Origin of the sequence: Pseudomonas sp. BF-R-19, assembly GCF_019956445.1 — a bacterium.
Classification (GTDB): domain Bacteria; phylum Pseudomonadota; class Gammaproteobacteria; order Pseudomonadales; family Pseudomonadaceae; genus Aquipseudomonas; species Aquipseudomonas fluorescens_BH.
Genome location: NZ_JAHBDN010000034.1, coordinates 70818 through 89169, shown reverse-complemented (window position 1 = coordinate 89169; position 18352 = coordinate 70818). Strand labels below are relative to the sequence as shown.

Genomic DNA, 18352 nt, shown 5'->3' with positions numbered 1-18352 from the left:
GGCTTACACGCTGAGCGCGGCGCGCAATTGCGCTTCGAGAACAGTGGCGTCCAGTTCCTGGCCGATCAGCACCAGACGGGTGACTCGCGCTTCTTCGGCGCCCCACTGGCGGTCGAAGTGCTTGTCGAAACGCGTGCCCACGCCCTGGATCAGCAGGCGCATCGGCTTGTTGGGGATCGCCGCAAAACCCTTGACCCGCAGGATGCCGTGTTGGACCACCAGTTGGGTCAGCGCATCCAGCAGCAGGCTTTCGTCGGCTTGCGGCAGTTCGATGGAGATCGAATCGAAGGCGTCGTGATCGTGGTCATCATGATCGTCGTCGCCATCGTGATGATGGTCGTGGTGGCTGTGACGGCTGTCGATGTGTTCTTCGGAGCCGGCACCCAGGCCGATCAGCACGTCCAGCGGCAGGCGACCGCTGCTGGCTTCAATGATTTTCACCGCTGGCGGCAATTCCTCGGCGACTTCCAGGCGCACGCGGGCCAGGTCCGCCGGGTTGATCAGGTCGGCTTTGTTGAGGATCACCAGGTCAGCGCTGGCCAATTGGTCGGCGAACAGTTCGTGCAGCGGCGATTCGTGGTCCAGGTTCGGGTCGAGCTTGCGCTGGGCGTCGACCTGATCCGGAAACGCGGCGAAGGTGCCGGCGGCCACGGCCGGGCTGTCAACCACGGTGATCACCGCATCCACCGTGCAGGCGCTGCGGATTTCCGGCCACTGGAAGGCCTGCACCAGCGGCTTGGGCAGGGCCAGGCCGGACGTTTCGATGAGGATATGGTCGAGATCACCGCGACGGGCCACCAGTTCGCGCATCACCGGGAAGAATTCTTCCTGGACGGTGCAGCACAGGCAGCCGTTGGCCAGCTCATAGACACGGCCGTAGGCTTCTTCTTCGGTGCAACCGATGGAGCACTGCTTGAGGATTTCGCCGTCGATGCCCAACTCGCCAAATTCGTTGACGATCACCGCGATGCGGCGACCCTGGGCGTTGTCGAGCATGTGCCGCAGCAGCGTGGTCTTGCCCGAGCCGAGAAAGCCGGTAACGATGGTGACGGGGAGTTTGGCCAGTGTTTTCATCGGATGCCCTATGGCTAATGTGGCGGGCATACGGGACGACGACCGACAACGCGGACGCGCGTGCCTGAAGAGTTCGCCACCGGATCACCCCGCCCGGTTGAAAGTGAGAATCTGTGACGAGGCAGGTCTCCTGGCTGACGGTGTGCCGGCCTTGAGCCTGGCATTCGCTGCGCCTTCCCGCCGGCCTCATGGATTGAGCCTGCAGTGGCGTGGCAACGAACATCACCGTTCACAGTTGCGGGGGCAGCCGCGGCATCGACCGCGTTCCCTTCTTAGCTTCGGCAGACGCCGAAGAACCTCGAAAGCGCAAGGCTACGCATGGTCTTGGGGCGGGTCAATGTCTTGTGGTGCCCTCACTGGCCCCATCGCGAGCAAGCTCGCTCCCACAGATGACCGCGTTCCAATGTGGGAGCGAGCTTGATCGCGATGAAGGCGACTCGGTCTTCAGTTGAGAACCCTTGCCAATTGACGCCCCACCCCCGCCCATGCTCTCCTACACACCTTGTTACGGGTGCCCTTCACAGGGTGAAACGGGAAACCGGTGAATCATGTGCTTTACTCTTAAGCCATGTCAGTCCGGTGCTGCCCCCGCAACGGTAAGCGAGCGAAGCGTCAGATCCACTGTGCCACTGCGGCATGGGAAGGTGATGCTTTCAGGTTCAGGCCCAGGTCTTTGCCCCTCGTGAGCCCGGAGACCGGCCCGCAACACAAAGTGACCAGTACGGTCGCTGAACCAACAAACCCGCGGTGGGCGGGCGCTGTTTGAACCTCTGCGCGCCTGGTCGTGCGGGGGTTTGCATACGCTCTTATTCCCCGCTGACAGACCAGAGGGAAACGCCATGTCGATCATCAGCAGCGCCGAACACACATCCGCGAGCACCACCTCAACCCTGACCCAACGTCTGGCCGCCGCCGTCTGCGCGTCGATCCTGGGCGCCTGCCTTGTGTATTTCGCCGGCTTCTCGCACATCGAAGCGGTGCACAACGCCGCCCACGATACCCGTCACAGCTCCGCGTTCCCGTGCCATTGAGAGCTGTCGACATGATCAAGCGTATTGCGCAAACCGCAGGTTTCACCGGGCTGTTGGCCGCCCTGTTGCTGACCCTGCTGCAAAGCTTCTGGGTCGCTCCGCTGATTTTGCAGGCCGAGACCTACGAAAAAACCGAACCGGCCGCTGTTGAAATGCATGAACACGCCGACGGTGCGATGGCTGCCCATACCCACGATGCACAAGCCTGGGAGCCGGAAGACGGCTGGCAGCGCGTGCTGTCGACCACCGGTGGCAACCTGGTGGTGGCCGTCGGTTTCGCCCTGATGCTGGCCGGCCTGTACACCTTGCGTGCGCCGACCAAAACCTCGCAAGGCCTGCTCTGGGGCCTGGCCGGTTATGCGACGTTCGTGCTCGCGCCGACCCTCGGCCTGCCACCGGAACTGCCAGGCACCGCTGCCGCCGATCTGGCACAACGGCAACTGTGGTGGATCGGTACCGCCGCCTCCACCGCCGTCGGTATCGCGCTGATCGTGTTCAGCCGGCACTGGCTGATGAAAGTCCTCGGCGCGGCGATCCTCGCCGTTCCCCATGTGATTGGCGCACCACAACCGGAAGTGCATTCGATGCTCGCTCCAGAGGCGCTGGAAACCCAGTTCAAAATCGCTTCGCAACTGACCAACGTGGCGTTCTGGCTGGCCCTGGGCCTGATCAGCGCCTGGTTGTTCCGTCGCAAAAGCGATGGCCAATACCACGCATGACTGACGTCAGCACAGCGCCGACCCTGGTGGTCGGCCTGGGCTGCCAACGGGGCTGCCCTGTCAGCACGTTGCTGGCGCTGCTCGATCAGGCGTTGGAGGCGCACCAGATTGCGCGTCATGAAATCAAGGCGCTGGCCAGCATCGATTCGAAGCGCGACGAACCTGCGCTGATCGAACTGGCTCAGCAGCTTGGCCTGGAATTGATGTATTTCAGCAGTGAACAACTGGCCGCTTATGAACCGCAACTCAGTCATCAATCGCAAATAGCGTTTGAACGCACCGGTTGCTACGGCGTGGCGGAAAGCGCCGCACTGGCCCTGGCGGAACAACTGGCCCAGGCCCCGGCAAAACTGCTGATTCCACGGCAAAAATACGCCCAGGCAACACTGGCATTGGCCGGCGCTGCGTAAAAAACCGATAATCCCCGCCTTTGATCATGAACATTCTTCATCTGAAGCCCTGTTCAGACTCTTTTTCCCCACAGGAACCGACGATGACCGTCTACTTCATTGGCGCAGGTCCCGGCGACCCCGAACTGATTACCGTCAAGGGCCAGCGGCTGATTCGCAGCTGCCCGGTGATCATTTATGCCGGTTCCCTGGTGCCCGCCGCCGTGCTGGAAGGTCACTGTGCCGAACAGGTGGTCAACAGCGCCGAACTGCATCTGGAACAGATCATCGACCTGATCAAGAGCGCCCACGCCAAAGGCCAGGATGTGGCCCGGGTGCACTCCGGCGATCCGAGCCTGTATGGCGCCATTGGCGAGCAGATTCGCTATCTGCGCGAGCTGGGCATTGCGTTCGAAATCGTACCTGGCGTGACGGCCACAGCCGCTTGCGCAGCGCTTTTGGGTGCGGAACTGACCCTGCCGGACATTTCGCAAAGCGTCATCCTGACGCGCTACGCCGACAAGACCGCCATGCCACCTGGGGAGGAATTCTCCAGCCTGGCGCAGCACGGCGCGACCATGGCGATTCACTTGGGGGTCAATCACCTGGCGAAGATCGTTGAGGAACTGCTGCCCCATTACGGCGCCGATTGCCCGATTGCCGTGGTTCACCGCGCGAGCTGGCCGGATCAGGATTGGGTGGTGGGCACGCTTGAGGATATTGCCGGGAAGGTTGAAGCCAAGGGGTTTCGGCGTACGGCGTTGATTCTGGTGGGTCGTGTGCTGGGCAGAGACCATTTCAGTGAATCGTCGCTGTATCGCGCGGGGCATGCGCATCTCTATCGCCCATAGCGCCCTCTTCGCGAGCAAGCCCGCTCCCACACTTGGAATGCATTCCCCTGTGGGAGCGGGCTTGCTCGCGAAGGCGTCAGTGAATTCAACCCATAAAAAACGGCGCTCACGGGACGCCGTTTTTTTATGCCGCAGCGAACACCTTAGTAGTAGGCGTTTTCTTTCTGCGTGTGGTCGGTCACGTCGCGAACACCCTTGAGCTCAGGGATGCGCTCGAGCAAGGTGCGCTCGATGCCTTCCTTCAGCGTCACGTCGGCCTGGCCGCAGCCCTGGCAACCACCGCCGAACTGCAGGACAGCGATGCCGTCTTCGACCACGTCGATCAGGCTGACCTGACCACCGTGGCTGGCCAGCCCCGGGTTGATCTCGGTTTGCAGGTAGTAGTTGATGCGCTCGTTGACCGGGCTGTCGGCGTTGACCATCGGTACCTTGGCGTTTGGCGCCTTGATGGTCAGTTGGCCGCCCATGCGGTCGGTGGCGTAGTCGACAACGGCATCGTCCAGGAAGGCTTCGCTGAAGTGGTCGATGTACGCGGTGAAGCTTTTGAGCCCCAGCGCGGTGTCTTCGGGTTTTTCTTCGCCCGGCTTGCAGTAGGCAATGCAGGTTTCGGCGTACTGGGTGCCAGGCTGGGTGATGAAGACGCGGATGCCGATGCCCGGGGTGTTCTGCTTGGAGAGCAGATCAGCCAGGTAATCGTGGGCGGCGTCAGTGATGGTAATAGCGGTCATGGAAACTCCTCGCAGGCTTGGGCGCAGTTTACGCCAATCAACGCGCCGGACAAAGTCCTAGTATTTTTGTCGGGAAAGATTTCGACAAATCCCTCTGTGGGAGCGGGCTTGCTCGCGATAGCGGTCCGGCATCCAACATCAATGTTGACTGGCACTCCGTCATCGCGAGCAAGCTCGCTCCCACAGGGGATCAGTGGTGTTTCAGAGGTTCTCGTAGCGGTTCATGTCCAGCACGCCCTCTTCCACCGGGTCGTTTTCCTGGATATAGCGGCTCAGGTCATGGAAATAAACCCAGAATTGCGGATGACTGCGGCGTATCCCCCAACGTTCGACGATCTTCTCGAAGCTGTCGGTGTCCTTGGCGCTTTCCATCGCATCCACGAACGCTGGCACTTGCCCGGCCGGAATGTTGAACATGAAGTTCGGGTAGCTGCTGAGCACGCCGGGGAAAATCGTCAAGGTGTCGAGCCCCGGTTGGTAACGCAGTGATTCGCCGAGCAAAAAAGCCACGTTGCTGTGGGCACGGTTACGCAACAGGCTATAGACCTCACGCTTGCCGCTGCTGGCTTCGATCCGCAGCAGGGTGGCTTCCGGCAGCTGGTCGATGACCTTCAGCCCGGCAGCCGGCCGCGAAGTCAGGCGGCTCAGCGCCTGCTCGGCACTTTGCAGGTCCGGGTCGATGTTCGGCCGCGAACAGTAAGCGCCGTCGCAGCGATTGATCGGGTCGGGCCTGGCATTGAGGTCGCCGTATCGGGCCAGCAGCTGATTGGCAAAGTCACGCTTGGGATCAGCCGGATTGAGTTTCAGCGCGGTCGGCGTGTCGTCGTCGATGGTCTCGTAGTCGAGCCACATCTTGAATTTGCCACTGTTCTGATACCAGTCGTCAAGGTAACCATCACGGGACTCGGCGGGCATCAGGCGCAGGAAGTTCTGCTCGGCGCCGTTGCGGATCAGGTCGAAATACAAGCGTGTCTGGGCCTGGTGGGACAGGTTGCCGAACACATCGAAGTTCACTGCCAGTTGATAGTAGGTGCGTTCGAGCAGCGGATAGTCGAACAGCCATATCGTTTGCGGCACTTCGCCGATCAGGCCTTTGGTCACCGAAGCGCTGTCGAAATGGCGGAAGATACTCAGCAACGCATTGTCGTTGCCGGCCCACAGGGTCGACCAGCTCGGCGCAGGCTCGTCGGCGTAGCTGTCCCGGCGCAAGGCTTCGTACTCATTACGCTTGTCGCGGTAGTCGTGCCACAGGCTGAGGACGCTGCCGACATCATCGTTCTGCCCCGGCATCGCCAGCAACGGCGTGGCCTGCCCGCGATAGTTCGGATCGGTGACATACAGGTCATGCTCGGGCGCCTGGAACAGCGCCCAGAAATTATCGCGGATCACGTCCGTGGCGATCTGACCACGACACACCGGCCCACGGATAAAGGTGCGCACGAAGTACTCGGCGTTATCGAGCATGAACTGATAGCGCGCCTGGGCCGGAATCGCTTCGAAGGTGGCGAACGGGTTGGCCCGGCTCTGCGGCCCATAGCCCGGCAATGCGTCGACCTGCCAGTTGCCGCTGTAGAACAGGCTCTTGACCCGCGCCAGCTTCGCCGGACTCAGCGCATAGGTGATGTGGGTCTTGTGCACGATCACGCCCTGCACCGGCCACAACCGATAGTAGAACTGCGTGCCCGGATCATCGTTCGGGCGACGGGTGTTGATCAGGTCAATCGGCTGGCCGGTCGGGGTGCGCGAACGCACCCACTGGAAGAAATGCCCAGGCTCGCCGTCCTTGAAGTAGAGATGGGCGAGGAACCAGTGCTCGTACAGCCAGCGCCCCACCAGGCTTTCCCGGGCGCCCGGCGAATTGAGCAGGTTTTCCCATTGCACCACCTGCAAGGCTTCCCTGGCGCTGGGCGCCAGCGCCTGCTGATCAATCGGCGCGCCCGCCACCAGCCAGCGTTGCAGCGTCTGGTACTGCTGGTCGGTCAGGCCGGTCACCGCCAGCGGCATACCCTCCTTCGGATGCTTGGCGGCGTAGCCGTCGAACTCCGCGGGCATGGCACACATGTTTTCCCGGTTCAGGCCCAGGACGATGTCTTCCGGCAGCTTCGCGTTGGGTTGCAACGGAGTCTTGTGGCCAAGCTCCAGCATCCGCGCCATCAATGCAGCCTGGCTGCCCTGGGCATCGAGCACCGAATAAAAGCCTTTTTGCTGCCAGGCCTGTTTGCCGGAGGCGTCATAGAACAGTCGGGTCGGTGCAACCGCCTGGCGCCGGTCACCGTCGTAGACCGGGACTTTGGTTGCGCCCCGCGCTGCGCCCTCACCGCTGCCCAGGTTGAGCTGACAGGCGGCATCGTTGCAGGCGTGGCAGGCCACGCACTTTTCAGTGAAGATCGGCTGAATGTCGCGGCTGTAGGAAATGGCAGAGGAAATCGCTGGACTTTGCGCCAGAGCGCCCCAACTTAAAAACAACAACAATGTGCCGATGACGAAGCGATACGACATGTCCCTGGTCCCGAATCCTGAAAAAACGCCGCGATTCTACCGGTCTGTCATCCTTACCAACATGAACGATATTCATGCAATTTCGAGTCATGCTCCAAAAGCGCACAGGTTTGCTATCATCCCGGCCCTTCGTCATGGCCTTACCGAGTAGTCCAAATGTCCGATCGCAGCGTTCGCCTTCAAGCTCTCAAGCACGCCCTCAAAGAGCGCATCCTGATTCTCGATGGCGGTATGGGCACGATGATCCAGAGCTACAAGCTCGAAGAGCAGGATTACCGTGGCAAACGCTTCGCTGACTGGCCAAGCGATGTCAAAGGCAACAACGACCTGTTGGTACTGACTCGCCCGGACGTGATTGGCGGCATTGAAAAAGCCTACCTGGACGCTGGCGCCGACATTCTGGAAACCAACACCTTCAACGCCACCCAGATTTCCCTGGCCGACTACGGCATGCAAGGCCTGGCGTATGAGTTAAACGTAGAAGGCGCACGCCTGGCGCGCAAGGTTGCCGACGCCAAGACCCTGGAAACCCCGGACAAGCCGCGCTTCGTCGCCGGCGTGCTCGGTCCTACTAGTCGCACCTGCTCGTTGTCCCCGGATGTGAACAACCCCGGCTACCGTAACGTGACCTTCGATGAACTGGTGGAAAACTACACCGAGTCCACCAAAGGCCTGATCGAAGGCGGCGCCGACCTGATCCTGATCGAAACCATTTTCGACACCCTGAATGCCAAGGCCGCGATCTTCGCCGTGCAAGGCGTGTTCGAGGAATTGGGCATTGAATTGCCGATCATGATTTCCGGCACCATCACCGACGCCTCGGGCCGCACCCTGTCGGGCCAGACCACCGAAGCGTTCTGGAACTCCGTGGCCCACGCCAAACCGATTTCCGTCGGCCTGAACTGCGCCCTCGGCGCCCGCGAATTGCGCCCGTACCTCGAAGAGCTGTCGAACAAGGCCAACACTCACGTTTCCGCGCACCCGAACGCCGGCCTGCCAAACGAATTCGGCGAGTACGACGAATTGCCGTCGGAAACCGCCAAGGTCATCGAAGAGTTCGCCCAGAGCGGCTTCCTCAACATCGTCGGCGGCTGCTGCGGCACCACGCCGGGCCACATCGAGGCCATCGCCAAGGCCGTGGCCGGTTATGCGCCGCGGGAAATCCCGGACATTCCGAAAGCTTGCCGCCTCTCGGGCCTTGAGCCGTTCACCATCGATCGCAACTCGCTGTTCGTCAACGTCGGCGAGCGGACCAACATCACCGGTTCCGCCAAGTTCGCCCGTCTGATCCGCAAAGACAACTACACCGAAGCCCTGGAAGTCGCCCTGCAGCAGGTCGAAGCCGGCGCCCAGGTGATCGACATCAACATGGACGAAGGGATGCTCGATTCGAAGAAGGCCATGGTGACCTTCCTCAATCTGATTGCCGGCGAGCCGGACATCTCCCGCGTACCGATCATGATCGACTCCTCCAAGTGGGAAGTGATCGAAGCCGGCCTCAAGTGCATCCAGGGCAAGGGCATCGTCAACTCGATCAGCATGAAAGAAGGCGTCGAGCAGTTCATCCATCACGCCAAGCTGTGCAAGCGCTACGGCGCCGCCGTGGTGGTGATGGCCTTCGACGAAGCCGGCCAGGCCGACACCGAAGCGCGCAAGAAAGAAATCTGCAAACGCTCCTACGACATTCTGGTCAACGAAGTGGACTTCCCGCCGGAAGACATCATCTTCGACCCGAACATCTTCGCCGTCGCCACCGGTATCGAAGAACACAACAACTACGCCGTCGATTTCATCAATGCCTGTGCCTACATCCGTGACGAACTGCCGTATGCGCTGACCTCCGGTGGCGTGTCCAACGTGTCGTTCTCGTTCCGCGGCAACAACCCGGTGCGCGAGGCGATCCACTCGGTGTTCCTGCTGTACGCGATCCGCTCCGGGCTGACCATGGGTATCGTCAACGCCGGGCAACTGGAGATCTACGACCAGATCCCGGCAGAACTGCGCGACGCCGTGGAAGACGTGATCCTCAACCGCACTCCCGAAGGCACCGACGCCCTCCTCGCCATCGCCGACAAGTACAAGGGCGACGGCAGTGTCAAGGAAGCCGAGACCGAAGAGTGGCGCAACTGGGACGTCAACAAGCGTCTGGAGCACGCACTGGTCAAGGGCATCACCACCCACATCGTCGAAGACACCGAAGAATCGCGCCAGTCCTTCGCACGCCCGATCGAAGTGATCGAAGGCCCGCTGATGTCCGGCATGAACATCGTCGGCGACCTGTTCGGCGCCGGCAAAATGTTCCTGCCGCAAGTGGTGAAATCCGCCCGTGTGATGAAGCAGGCCGTGGCCCACCTGATCCCGTTCATCGAACTGGAAAAAGGCGACAAACCGCAAGCCAAGGGCAAGATCCTGATGGCCACGGTGAAAGGCGACGTGCACGACATCGGCAAGAACATCGTTGGCGTGGTGCTGGGTTGCAACGGCTATGACATCGTCGACCTCGGCGTGATGGTGCCGGCAGAGAAAATCCTGCAGGTGGCCAAGGAGCAGAAGTGCGACATCATCGGCCTGTCCGGCCTGATCACCCCGTCGCTGGACGAGATGGTCCACGTCGCCCGCGAAATGCAGCGCCAGGACTTCCACCTGCCGTTGATGATCGGTGGCGCCACCACCTCCAAGGCGCACACGGCGGTGAAGATCGAACCCAAGTACAGCAACGATGCAGTGATCTACGTCACCGACGCCTCCCGCGCCGTGGGCGTGGCGACGCAGTTGCTGTCCAAGGAGCTCAAGGCCGGTTTCGTCGAGAAAACCCGCCAGGACTACATCGAGGTTCGCGAGCGCACCGCCAACCGCAGCGCCCGCACCGAACGCCTGAGCTACGGCGCGGCCATCGCCAAGAAGCCGCAATTCGACTGGGCGAGCTACACGCCGGTCAAACCGACCTTCACCGGCACCCGGGTACTGGACAACATCGACCTCAACGTTCTGGCCGAATACATCGACTGGACGCCGTTCTTCATTTCCTGGGACCTGGCCGGCAAGTTCCCGCGCATCCTCCAGGACGAAGTGGTCGGTGAAGCCGCTACTTCGCTGTACAAGGATGCCCGGGAAATGCTCAGCAAACTGATCGACGAGAAGTTGATCAGCGCCCGCGCGGTGTTCGGTTTCTGGCCGGCCAACCAGGTGCATGACGACGACATCGAGCTCTATGGCGATGATGGCAAGCCAATGGCCAAGCTGCATCACCTGCGCCAGCAGATCATCAAGACCGATGGCAAGCCGAACTTCTCCCTGGCCGACTTCGTTGCACCCAAGGACAGTGAGGTGACTGACTACGTGGGTGGTTTCATCACCACCGCGGGGATTGGCGCCGAAGAAGTGGCCAAGGCCTACCAGGACACCGGCGACGACTACAACTCGATCATGGTCAAGGCCCTGGCCGACCGCCTGGCCGAGGCCTGCGCCGAGTGGCTGCACCAGCAGGTGCGTAAAGACTACTGGGGTTATGCCAAGGATGAAGCGTTGGATAACGATGCGCTGATCAAGGAGCAGTACAGCGGTATCCGTCCGGCACCGGGCTACCCGGCCTGCCCGGACCACACCGAGAAAGCCCAGTTGTTCGCCCTGCTCGATCCAGAAGCCCAGGAAATGCGCGCAGGCCGCAGCGGCGTGTTCCTCACCGAGCACTACGCGATGTTCCCGGCGGCAGCGGTCAGCGGCTGGTACTTCGCTCACCCGCAGGCGCAATACTTTGCCGTGGGCAAGATCGACAAGGACCAGGTGCAGAGCTACACCTCGCGTAAAAGCCAGGAGCTGAGCGTGACCGAACGCTGGCTGGCGCCGAACCTGGGTTACGACAACTAAACTGCTTTGCCGATCACATTGTGGTTGGCAAGGCCTTCTGTAGGAGCGAGCTTGCTCGCGATAGCGGTCTATCAGTCAACATCGATGTTGAATGTTGTTCCGCTTTCGCGAGCAAGCCCGCTCCCACATTAGTTATCCGGCGGCTGATTTAGCTATTCCTGGCCGATGTCCCTGGTTGCGGTTCTTCACCCGCAACCTCCTTGCGGGACAACTCGATCATCTTCGCGTTGCGCGTCGCCGTCTGTTCGAACATCTGAGTCAAAAGAGCAGCGTCATCGGCGTCATCAACACCGTCATCCTCCCCTGCCTGACTCTCCGCCTCATCAAGTGCCGTGAACTCTTCAGGGTATTTCTCCTTGAGATAACTCACCCAATAGTCGCGCTGGATCAAGTTTTCGAAGAACCCGTCGGAGCGCTCCGCATTGACGATTTCCACGCGCGCGTGCGCCAGTTGTTGCCGCGTGACGCCCGAGGCATAGGTCATGTGTTTCGGCTGACCCGGCAGAATCAGGCCGTCATCCCAGCCCTCCGTCAGACCGATTCGATAGCCCAGGCGCACCTCGGCCTCATCCTCCCCGGTTTGAGCCGCGGCCTTGGTCGCCAGATCATCGATCTTGTCCAGTCGAAACAGCTGCCTGGACAGTTTCAGCAATGCTTCGCCCTTCACACTCAGGCCTCCAGGCGGAATGTCGAGCAAGGCATAGTGGGTGAACACTTTGCTTTCCAGAACGCTGAACGTGAGGATTCGCCCGTCGACACAGGTGCCATGGGTGTTCGAACTGGCGAACAGGACCTCCCGAAGCTCGCTGTTGCTGGCTGCGGCCTCCATCACTGTCCAGACCCGTCGCGTCAAGTCGGCACTGGCCACCCGAAACTCCCGGGTGTCTTGCAATCGCTCGAGCAAATGAAAGAACGCAGCATTGTCCGGCTCGGCTGCCAGCTGATTCCAGATTTCGCTTTTACCGGCCAGTTCCTCCGGGGGCACATTGGCCAGCCAAGGGGCCTTTTGCGCGGAATCAGGCTCAACGTCAGGGAGTTCTTCATCCGACTCGATGCTGTCACTGTCGCTTTGGTCGAGAGCATCATCAAGCAACTCGTCGAGTTCAGCCCGCGAGAGCCCCAGCACGGTATCGCGTGCTCCCGAGTCACGGTAAGTCCTCAAGCGCTCAAGACTCTCAAGCACCAGGTTGTTATCGCTCAGATCGATGCCGATCATCAGGACGTTGTGATTGCCATCCAGAGCCTGGGCTGGAACCGATGTGATGTCGTTACCACTCAGATTCAGGACTCTAAGATGGGCGGCATCCAGCACACCGCCCGGCCATTGCGTCAGATTGTTATTGCGCAGATCGAGTGTCACCAGCGCTTCGAAAACGTCGAGATCGAAGGAGTCCAGTTCATTGTAGCCCAGATCAAGCTGCTTCAGACGTTCCAGATTGCTCAACGAGGCGTACAGGTGTTCTGCATCGTCCAGCCGGTTCGAAGACAGCTCCAGTCGCTCGAGCGTATCCATGTGCTGGACCGGCTCGGGTATTGCCTCCAGCCCATTGCCATTGAGTTCAAGGGTTTTCAGCCGGGTAAAGGCGGCGAGGAACCCGTCGGAGCCTGCCCGGGTCAGTTTTACACCGGTCAGTTTCAACGTAACGACGTGCTCGAACGTTGCCGGCAACGTGGGGAGATCGCCCAGTTGCAGGCCGCTCAGATCCAAAACGGCATTGGCGACACCCTCCGCGCCGGTCAGGCCTTGGCGCCAGCATTCGAGGATGCGCAAGGCGCCCAGCCTGCGAACGCTTGAGGACGTCATCCAGCCTGTGCCGCGCACTCCACGGGTAAAGATCCAGCCGTTCAACTGACGCGTAAGCGCTTCGAAGGTCTGTTCCCAACCGGCAAGACGCTCACTGATTTGCACCTCGGTCGCCCCGCGCTCGCGCATCTGTTCCAGCGCTTGCAAGGCTTCATCATCCGCCAGTGTCGGCTTCAAACGTTGCAGACGCCTTGTGAAAACCTCGGCCCCTTCTCCCGTCGCAACCTCAGGCAGTGCCAGCAAATGCTGCGCAATGGAAAGCCCACTCTCGGACGGCGGGAAACCGAGCGGTATCGGCTCCAGGGCGAACCGCTCCAGGGCACCCTCCGGCAGCACCCTGGCAACTTCTATTCGCTGCCAGGCGCTCTTGAGCATTGCGCCAGCCTGAGGGGTCAAGGGCGAACCGCCGAGATTGGTTTTGAGCAATACTTCATTTTCCAGCACCGCCACCGGCAGCTCGGAAATCTTGCTGTCGCGCAAATCCAGCCAGGTCAGCTCCGGCAAGTCCTGGGCACCTGCCGGCCACTCCCGCAACTCTGTCGCGCGCAGGTTCAAGGCCTTGAGGCGAGTCATTGCGCTGACGTCCAGGGTGTTCACGGGGTTGCTGCTCAGTTCCAGATATTCGAGCGTCTGCAACCCATCGAGACCTTGCTGAACCCCTGAATCGACAACAATCGCGTTATTGGAGAGATCCAGCTGAGTCAATTTTCCGAGATCGTTGGGGCCGATGGGGATTTCCGTCAGGCTGCAACTACGCAAGTCGAGTGTTTGAAGTTCGGAAAACCCGTTGATGAAACCGCGAATCTGTTCTGCAGGCGCTTTACTCCCCCTCAAATACAGCGTTTGCACCTCTGGGAAAGCGCCGGCCGGCAGCTCGGGAAAACTACTCAGTCCCAGATTAGGCAAGTCGAGCACCGAGGCATTGGCTGTAGCGCCGTAACGCTTGAATACACCGTTGCGCCAGCACGCTCTCAGGGAATTTGCCGCTAATGTCCGACCTGTCACTTCATTGATCGCGGTTGGCAGTTTAAGCACACGATAGGACCAGTCATTGAGGTTGCGGTTGAGCACATGGTGTTGCTCACTCAAGGCTTCGATCGCCCCGTACCTCGCCTCGGCGTCCTGCCACTGCTCGACAAACCGATTGAACAAGGCCTCGTGATTCTCGTTGATGCCCTCGCCAAGGCGTCTCAACTCACCCTTGCTGTAATCCCTGACCATTTCCTCGAGATCAACAAGGTGTGGGGATTGCCTTTTGGCGTACTCATACGCTGGCCTGAAATTTTCACGAAGGACATTCGACCAGTCCAGCGACAGTCCGGACCAGAGCTTTTCATGTCCGTTGAAAATGCCGTCGGGCAAGGTTCTGATTCCGGTGCCCTTGAGACTCAATCGCTCAAGGCGCGGCAGTTCGAGAACCCCGGCGGGCCATTCAAACATCGCAAGTGCCAGCACATCCAGCCGGCGCAGATTGCGCAATTGGCTGACATCCAGCGCAATCGGCGTGAACCCCGAACAATAGACAGTGAGGTCCTCAAGCCTGGTCAGCGCGCTCAGCCTCGACGGCATGTCGATGGCGTAGGGAGCGGCTGAATACAGGCTCAGATCGGTGAGCTCCGGCATCGTGCCGATGGCCTCGGGCACATTGCTGAACTGGTTGCCCGTGGCGTTGATCCGCAGTCTTTTCAACCTGGGGAAATTCGCCAACAGCGCATCGGCATTGGCGTCCGTGATACACCGGCCCCGGACGTACAGATCACGCACATGGGAGAAATCCGCCGACAACGAAGGAAGCGCTTGATCACAGGTCAGATCAAGCAACGTGAAGCGCGAGTGCTCTACGGCCAACGGCGAGTTGCGCCAGCTTTGCTTGAGGCTCTGCGCGACCGAGGCCTTGCCGCCCAGCATGAGTTCCAAGGCAGAGCTCGGCGATGGCTCGCCAACCCAATGATCGAGCGTCGCCTCAAGCGTCTCCCACTCGCGCAGGCGGGCCTGCAACAAACCGTAAATCTGCGCATCGGTTTTTCCCGCACGCAACTGCGCCAGGACAAATCCGTTGGCCTGCTGTTCGGTCAGCGCCGGATAGACGTCCCGAACCCGCGTCGCCAGCGAAGGATTGATCCCTTGCCCGCGTCCGCTGGCGTAGTACCCCACCAACCGTTCGTTGACCCGAACCGGAGGCTTGAACTTCGCAGTCTTGCCAGTGCGTGTCTCCAGGCGTTGTGTCAGCTCGACACGATGGGCGCTGGCGTAGTCGTTGATTGCCGTGCGCAACTGGCTGCCCTGAGCCACATGGGGAACACCCAACGCCTGGCGCGCCGAGTCGGGCAAGGCGTGCATGATCGACGGGTAGAAATTGTCGCCATTTCGAGGAATGCCGTTGAGCTCCTCGCCGCGCTCATCAAACGCCTGGTAAGCCGGTCCTTTCTTGACCACGTATTTGTGCGTGACGGCAGTCTGACTGCCAATACCATCGATCAGCGGCCCCTCGACGTGACCGTCGCGCACTTCCAGGCGCACGCTGTCGGACCAGCCCGGCAGCTTCTCCAGGGAATGCAGTGCCAGCCATCGGCTGTCCGCCGACGCCATACGCTCCAGATGCAACCCGGCAAAGGCACGGTTGACGCGCCCTTGTCGTGCATACCAGCGGCCCTCTTCAAGCATGCTCAAGGGAATCCGCCGCGTCGTCTGCCACCGTGCCAGTTCCTCGGCATTGGCATCCAGCAACACTCTGTTGGCAGCCGGTTCACTCAGCCCCGGGCACGCGCGCCGCAGCATCGCCACCGGTCCCTTGATCGCCTCGGTGCTCCCTGGGCCAGCCTCGAACGCGGCCAACAACTCAGCCAGCCCGGGAGGCGGAGGCAGGTGATCGAGATGCATCTTGCGCAGGGCATTGTCACGAGTACCGCTGGCATCGGCGATGGTGAGCAGTTGTTCGTCAGTCAGGGCCTCGGTCGCATGGCCCATGCGCCGCAACAGAGTCAGTCGGTCCCACTCAAGAGGACGTTCCAGCGTATGGCGCCAGGCACCGTAGCCGTTGTGTTCGAGAATCGGTCGCCAGGCCCCGGTATCGGACGGATGCTTGATGCGCCATTTTTTCAGCGTTGAATCAAAGGTGATCTCATACACCTTGCCCGCCTGGCGGATGTAAGTCCTGCGGTTCGCACGAAACTGTCCCAGGGCATTGGGGACGATGTCATCGCCCAGCTCAACGTTGCACTCATAGGCCTTCAGGTCGGGTTTCCACAGCCGTGTCGCGCCATCGGGGCGCTTGATGGCGTCCAGCCCTTCGATCACCGACTCCGGTGCGACCGGCGCTATCTTGCCGAGCGCCTTGCCGGCCCCGGCCATCGCCGCGATCAACGCCAGGTTTTCCGCGACATCGATCAGGTGCGCCTTGGCCGCATGGCAATCACCCTCACTCCATTCGATAACCCCTTCGAACGATTCGTACAGCAATTGCCCGGCCATTACCGTCAGCATGATCTCGCCCAGCACCGGTACGAACATCGACACCATGTTCAAGCCCAGCATGCCGATTTCCAGCAGGTGATTGAGCTTTGCCGCCCGAACCCTCGCATCGACTTCGGCGGTCGGCACGGCATGGCTGCGCGCGTCGGCGATGACCTTGGCGCGGTTTTGCTCGTAGAGATAAGTCCACAGATCGGTGTTGGCGGACCAGATACCGGCTACGCCATTACGCGTTGTACCCATTGGGTCCAGGTAAGGATCTTCCACCGGTTCGCGCTTGCCCTGGGTTTCAGGGGGCAGTTCCTTGATACCGACGAACGTGGAGATCGGCGGAATGTACCGGGCGACCTTGACCCAGAACGAATGCAATGGATCGCTCGGAGCGTCCGCCGCCTTGCGGGTGAACTGGCTGAAATAGTAAGGGCGGTCGGCGTAAGCCACGAACTGACTGAAAAAACGCTGGTGTGCTGTCGGCCTGCCATCGCTTGCGGACCGTGAATTGCCGGCCGTGAACTGGCGCTTGAATTCGTCACGCAACTGCGCCGAGGTGTAGCGCTTGAGCGGGTGTTCGGGATCATGGGGAATGTAGACGATGAAATCGCTTGTGTAGCGATACTGCTCGCTGATGCTGAACACCACACAGCCGGTCATCCGGCGCTTCATCAGGATGAGATCGCGGAACCAGACCTGTCTGTCGCCCATCCGGGGATGGAGTTCCCCGCCAATGACCGAAAGGATCATCGAGTAGTCTTGCGGTTCGATGTCCTTTTTCAACAACGCCAGGTCGGCTGCCGCCCTCATTGCGGTTTTCTGGCTGTCGATGAATTGCTCGCGCAAGTTGGCTTGCGCCCGCGTATCGGCTGGCTGGAAAAACCCGTTCACGCAGGTTTGATACTGCGCTCCGATATCCAGCGTGCGGCACAGCGACAAGAACTGCCTGACTGTCATGCCCAGCGCAACATCCTTGAACGTACCGGGGGTCGGCGTTTCGACGACGAACCCTGAACCACGGTGGAAGGCCCCGTCTTCACACTCCGACGCCTCGAAGTTGTGCAATGCCGCCTGGAGCAAGGACAGCTTCAACACCTCGAAAGACGAGACTTCGATTTCGAGCACGCCAACCTCCAGGGGCCGTCGCAGGCACACCCAGGTCTTGTTGACGTCAACATCGATCGAGAACCTGTCCTTGAGAGCCTTGGCCAATATCGGACCGGCGAATGTTTCGGCGTCGTGCAACACGGACATTGTCTGGTCCAGCCGGGTCTGCGAGATAAAACTGGCGTTGAAACTTGCCCTCAGTGCCTGCTGTTGCACGCCGGATGCGTGCACATACCAGCCCGGCAGGGGTGTTGCGCTATCTTTGATCGCTGCGCGCCTTGGGGACGTCGCGCTGATCAACCAATCGGGGGTCATGCGTTCTAGCGAATCACTGTGCATGCTGCTTTTTCCTGGCAGCAACCGCTTGGATTTTGAACGTTCAACAGACGACTCTACCTTCGACGTCGGCGGTGAAGTCCGGGATGAAATGCTCATACTGTCTCTCCTGGTAAATGGAGCGACAGGACACCACCCCAGGCCTGGACACCTGCGGTACATAGTTACCACAAGCTCGAAAAGGCGAGACAAAGCGTTTCAGGCAGCCACGGCACGAATCGGCAGATTGGCTATGCTGTGTGCACCCACTTTCAGACGAGGGACTTATGGACGATCCGGACGACAACAAGCCGCCGACCTTCTGGCAAATGCTGCACAGCGTCATGGCGGCGGCGTTCGGGGTGCAGAGCGGAAAGAACCGGGCCCGTGATTTCACACACGGCAAACCGAGTCATTTCGTGATTCTGGGGATTGTGTTCACGGCGGTGTTTGCATTGATGCTGTTCGGCATCGTCAAGCTGGTGCTGCTTCTGGCCGGTGTTTGA

Annotated in this window: 10 protein-coding genes and 2 riboswitches; of the genes, 6 read left to right on the top strand and 4 right to left on the bottom strand. The window is 60.5% G+C overall.

Going from position 1 to position 18352, the window contains the following annotated elements; all coding sequences use genetic code 11:
• Window positions 1-3: 3 nt before the first annotated feature.
• A complete protein-coding gene (gene cobW, locus KGB28_RS05060; protein ID WP_317853286.1) occupies window positions 4-1074 on the bottom strand; it encodes a cobalamin biosynthesis protein CobW in 1071 nt (356 codons plus the stop codon).
• A 102-nt stretch (window positions 1075-1176) separates the two neighbouring features.
• Window positions 1177-1390: riboswitch (cobalamin riboswitch) on the bottom strand.
• 176 nt (window positions 1391-1566) lie between these two features.
• Window positions 1567-1793: riboswitch (cobalamin riboswitch) on the top strand.
• A 120-nt stretch (window positions 1794-1913) separates the two neighbouring features.
• Here cobW and KGB28_RS05055 point away from each other — a divergent pair.
• From KGB28_RS05055 to cobM, 4 genes are all read left to right on the top strand, one after another.
• Window positions 1914-2105 carry a CbtB domain-containing protein gene (locus KGB28_RS05055; protein WP_218430808.1) on the top strand — a complete coding sequence of 64 codons (192 nt, stop codon included), beginning with the start codon at window positions 1914-1916 and terminating at the stop codon, window positions 2103-2105.
• Between the two features lie 11 nt (window positions 2106-2116).
• Complete coding sequence (locus tag KGB28_RS05050; protein ID WP_223442980.1) at window positions 2117-2824, top strand: CbtA family protein; 708 nt, start codon at window positions 2117-2119, stop codon at window positions 2822-2824.
• Window positions 2821-3234, top strand: a complete 414-nt coding sequence (locus tag KGB28_RS05045; protein ID WP_102671349.1) for a cobalamin biosynthesis protein — start codon at window positions 2821-2823, stop codon at window positions 3232-3234. Before KGB28_RS05050 ends, KGB28_RS05045 begins: the two co-directional genes overlap by 4 nt.
• Window positions 3235-3317: 83 nt before the next feature.
• Window positions 3318-4064: a precorrin-4 C(11)-methyltransferase gene (gene cobM / locus KGB28_RS05040; RefSeq protein WP_223442977.1), complete on the top strand. Its 747-nt coding sequence runs from the start codon at window positions 3318-3320 to the stop codon at window positions 4062-4064.
• A gap of 143 nt (window positions 4065-4207) precedes the next feature.
• On the opposite strand, the gene nfuA is transcribed toward cobM, so the two are convergent.
• Window positions 4208-4792, bottom strand: a complete 585-nt coding sequence (gene nfuA / locus KGB28_RS05035) for a Fe-S biogenesis protein NfuA (protein WP_007912592.1) — start codon at window positions 4790-4792, stop codon at window positions 4208-4210.
• A gap of 201 nt (window positions 4793-4993) precedes the next feature.
• Window positions 4994-7291: a fatty acid cis/trans isomerase gene (locus KGB28_RS05030; protein ID WP_223442974.1), complete on the bottom strand. Its 2298-nt coding sequence runs from the start codon at window positions 7289-7291 to the stop codon at window positions 4994-4996.
• A 156-nt stretch (window positions 7292-7447) separates the two neighbouring features.
• Here KGB28_RS05030 and metH point away from each other — a divergent pair, with 156 nt between their 5' ends.
• Window positions 7448-11158: a methionine synthase gene (gene metH / locus KGB28_RS05025; RefSeq protein WP_223442971.1), complete on the top strand. Its 3711-nt coding sequence runs from the start codon at window positions 7448-7450 to the stop codon at window positions 11156-11158.
• A 148-nt stretch (window positions 11159-11306) separates the two neighbouring features.
• On the opposite strand, the gene KGB28_RS05020 is transcribed toward metH, so the two are convergent.
• Window positions 11307-17870: an NEL-type E3 ubiquitin ligase domain-containing protein gene (locus tag KGB28_RS05020; protein WP_223442967.1), complete on the bottom strand. Its 6564-nt coding sequence runs from the start codon at window positions 17868-17870 to the stop codon at window positions 11307-11309.
• Window positions 17871-18133: 263 nt separating this feature from the next.
• Here KGB28_RS05020 and KGB28_RS05015 point away from each other — a divergent pair, with 263 nt between their 5' ends.
• The gene (locus tag KGB28_RS05015; protein ID WP_223442964.1) at window positions 18134-18352 is read left to right on the top strand and encodes a DUF2970 domain-containing protein; all 219 of its coding nucleotides are present in this window, start codon (window positions 18134-18136) and stop codon (window positions 18350-18352) included.

Coding starts and splice junctions, on each gene's coding strand:
- cobW (WP_317853286.1), bottom strand. CDS start 1,074: ATGAAAACACTGGCCAAACTCCCCGTCACCATCGTTACCGGCTTTCTC.
- KGB28_RS05055 (WP_218430808.1), top strand. CDS start 1,914: ATGTCGATCATCAGCAGCGCCGAACACACATCCGCGAGCACCACCTCA.
- KGB28_RS05050 (WP_223442980.1), top strand. CDS start 2,117: ATGATCAAGCGTATTGCGCAAACCGCAGGTTTCACCGGGCTGTTGGCC.
- KGB28_RS05045 (WP_102671349.1), top strand. CDS start 2,821: ATGACTGACGTCAGCACAGCGCCGACCCTGGTGGTCGGCCTGGGCTGC.
- cobM (WP_223442977.1), top strand. CDS start 3,318: ATGACCGTCTACTTCATTGGCGCAGGTCCCGGCGACCCCGAACTGATT.
- nfuA (WP_007912592.1), bottom strand. CDS start 4,792: ATGACCGCTATTACCATCACTGACGCCGCCCACGATTACCTGGCTGAT.
- KGB28_RS05030 (WP_223442974.1), bottom strand. CDS start 7,291: ATGTCGTATCGCTTCGTCATCGGCACATTGTTGTTGTTTTTAAGTTGG.
- metH (WP_223442971.1), top strand. CDS start 7,448: ATGTCCGATCGCAGCGTTCGCCTTCAAGCTCTCAAGCACGCCCTCAAA.
- KGB28_RS05020 (WP_223442967.1), bottom strand. CDS start 17,870: ATGCACAGTGATTCGCTAGAACGCATGACCCCCGATTGGTTGATCAGC.
- KGB28_RS05015 (WP_223442964.1), top strand. CDS start 18,134: ATGGACGATCCGGACGACAACAAGCCGCCGACCTTCTGGCAAATGCTG.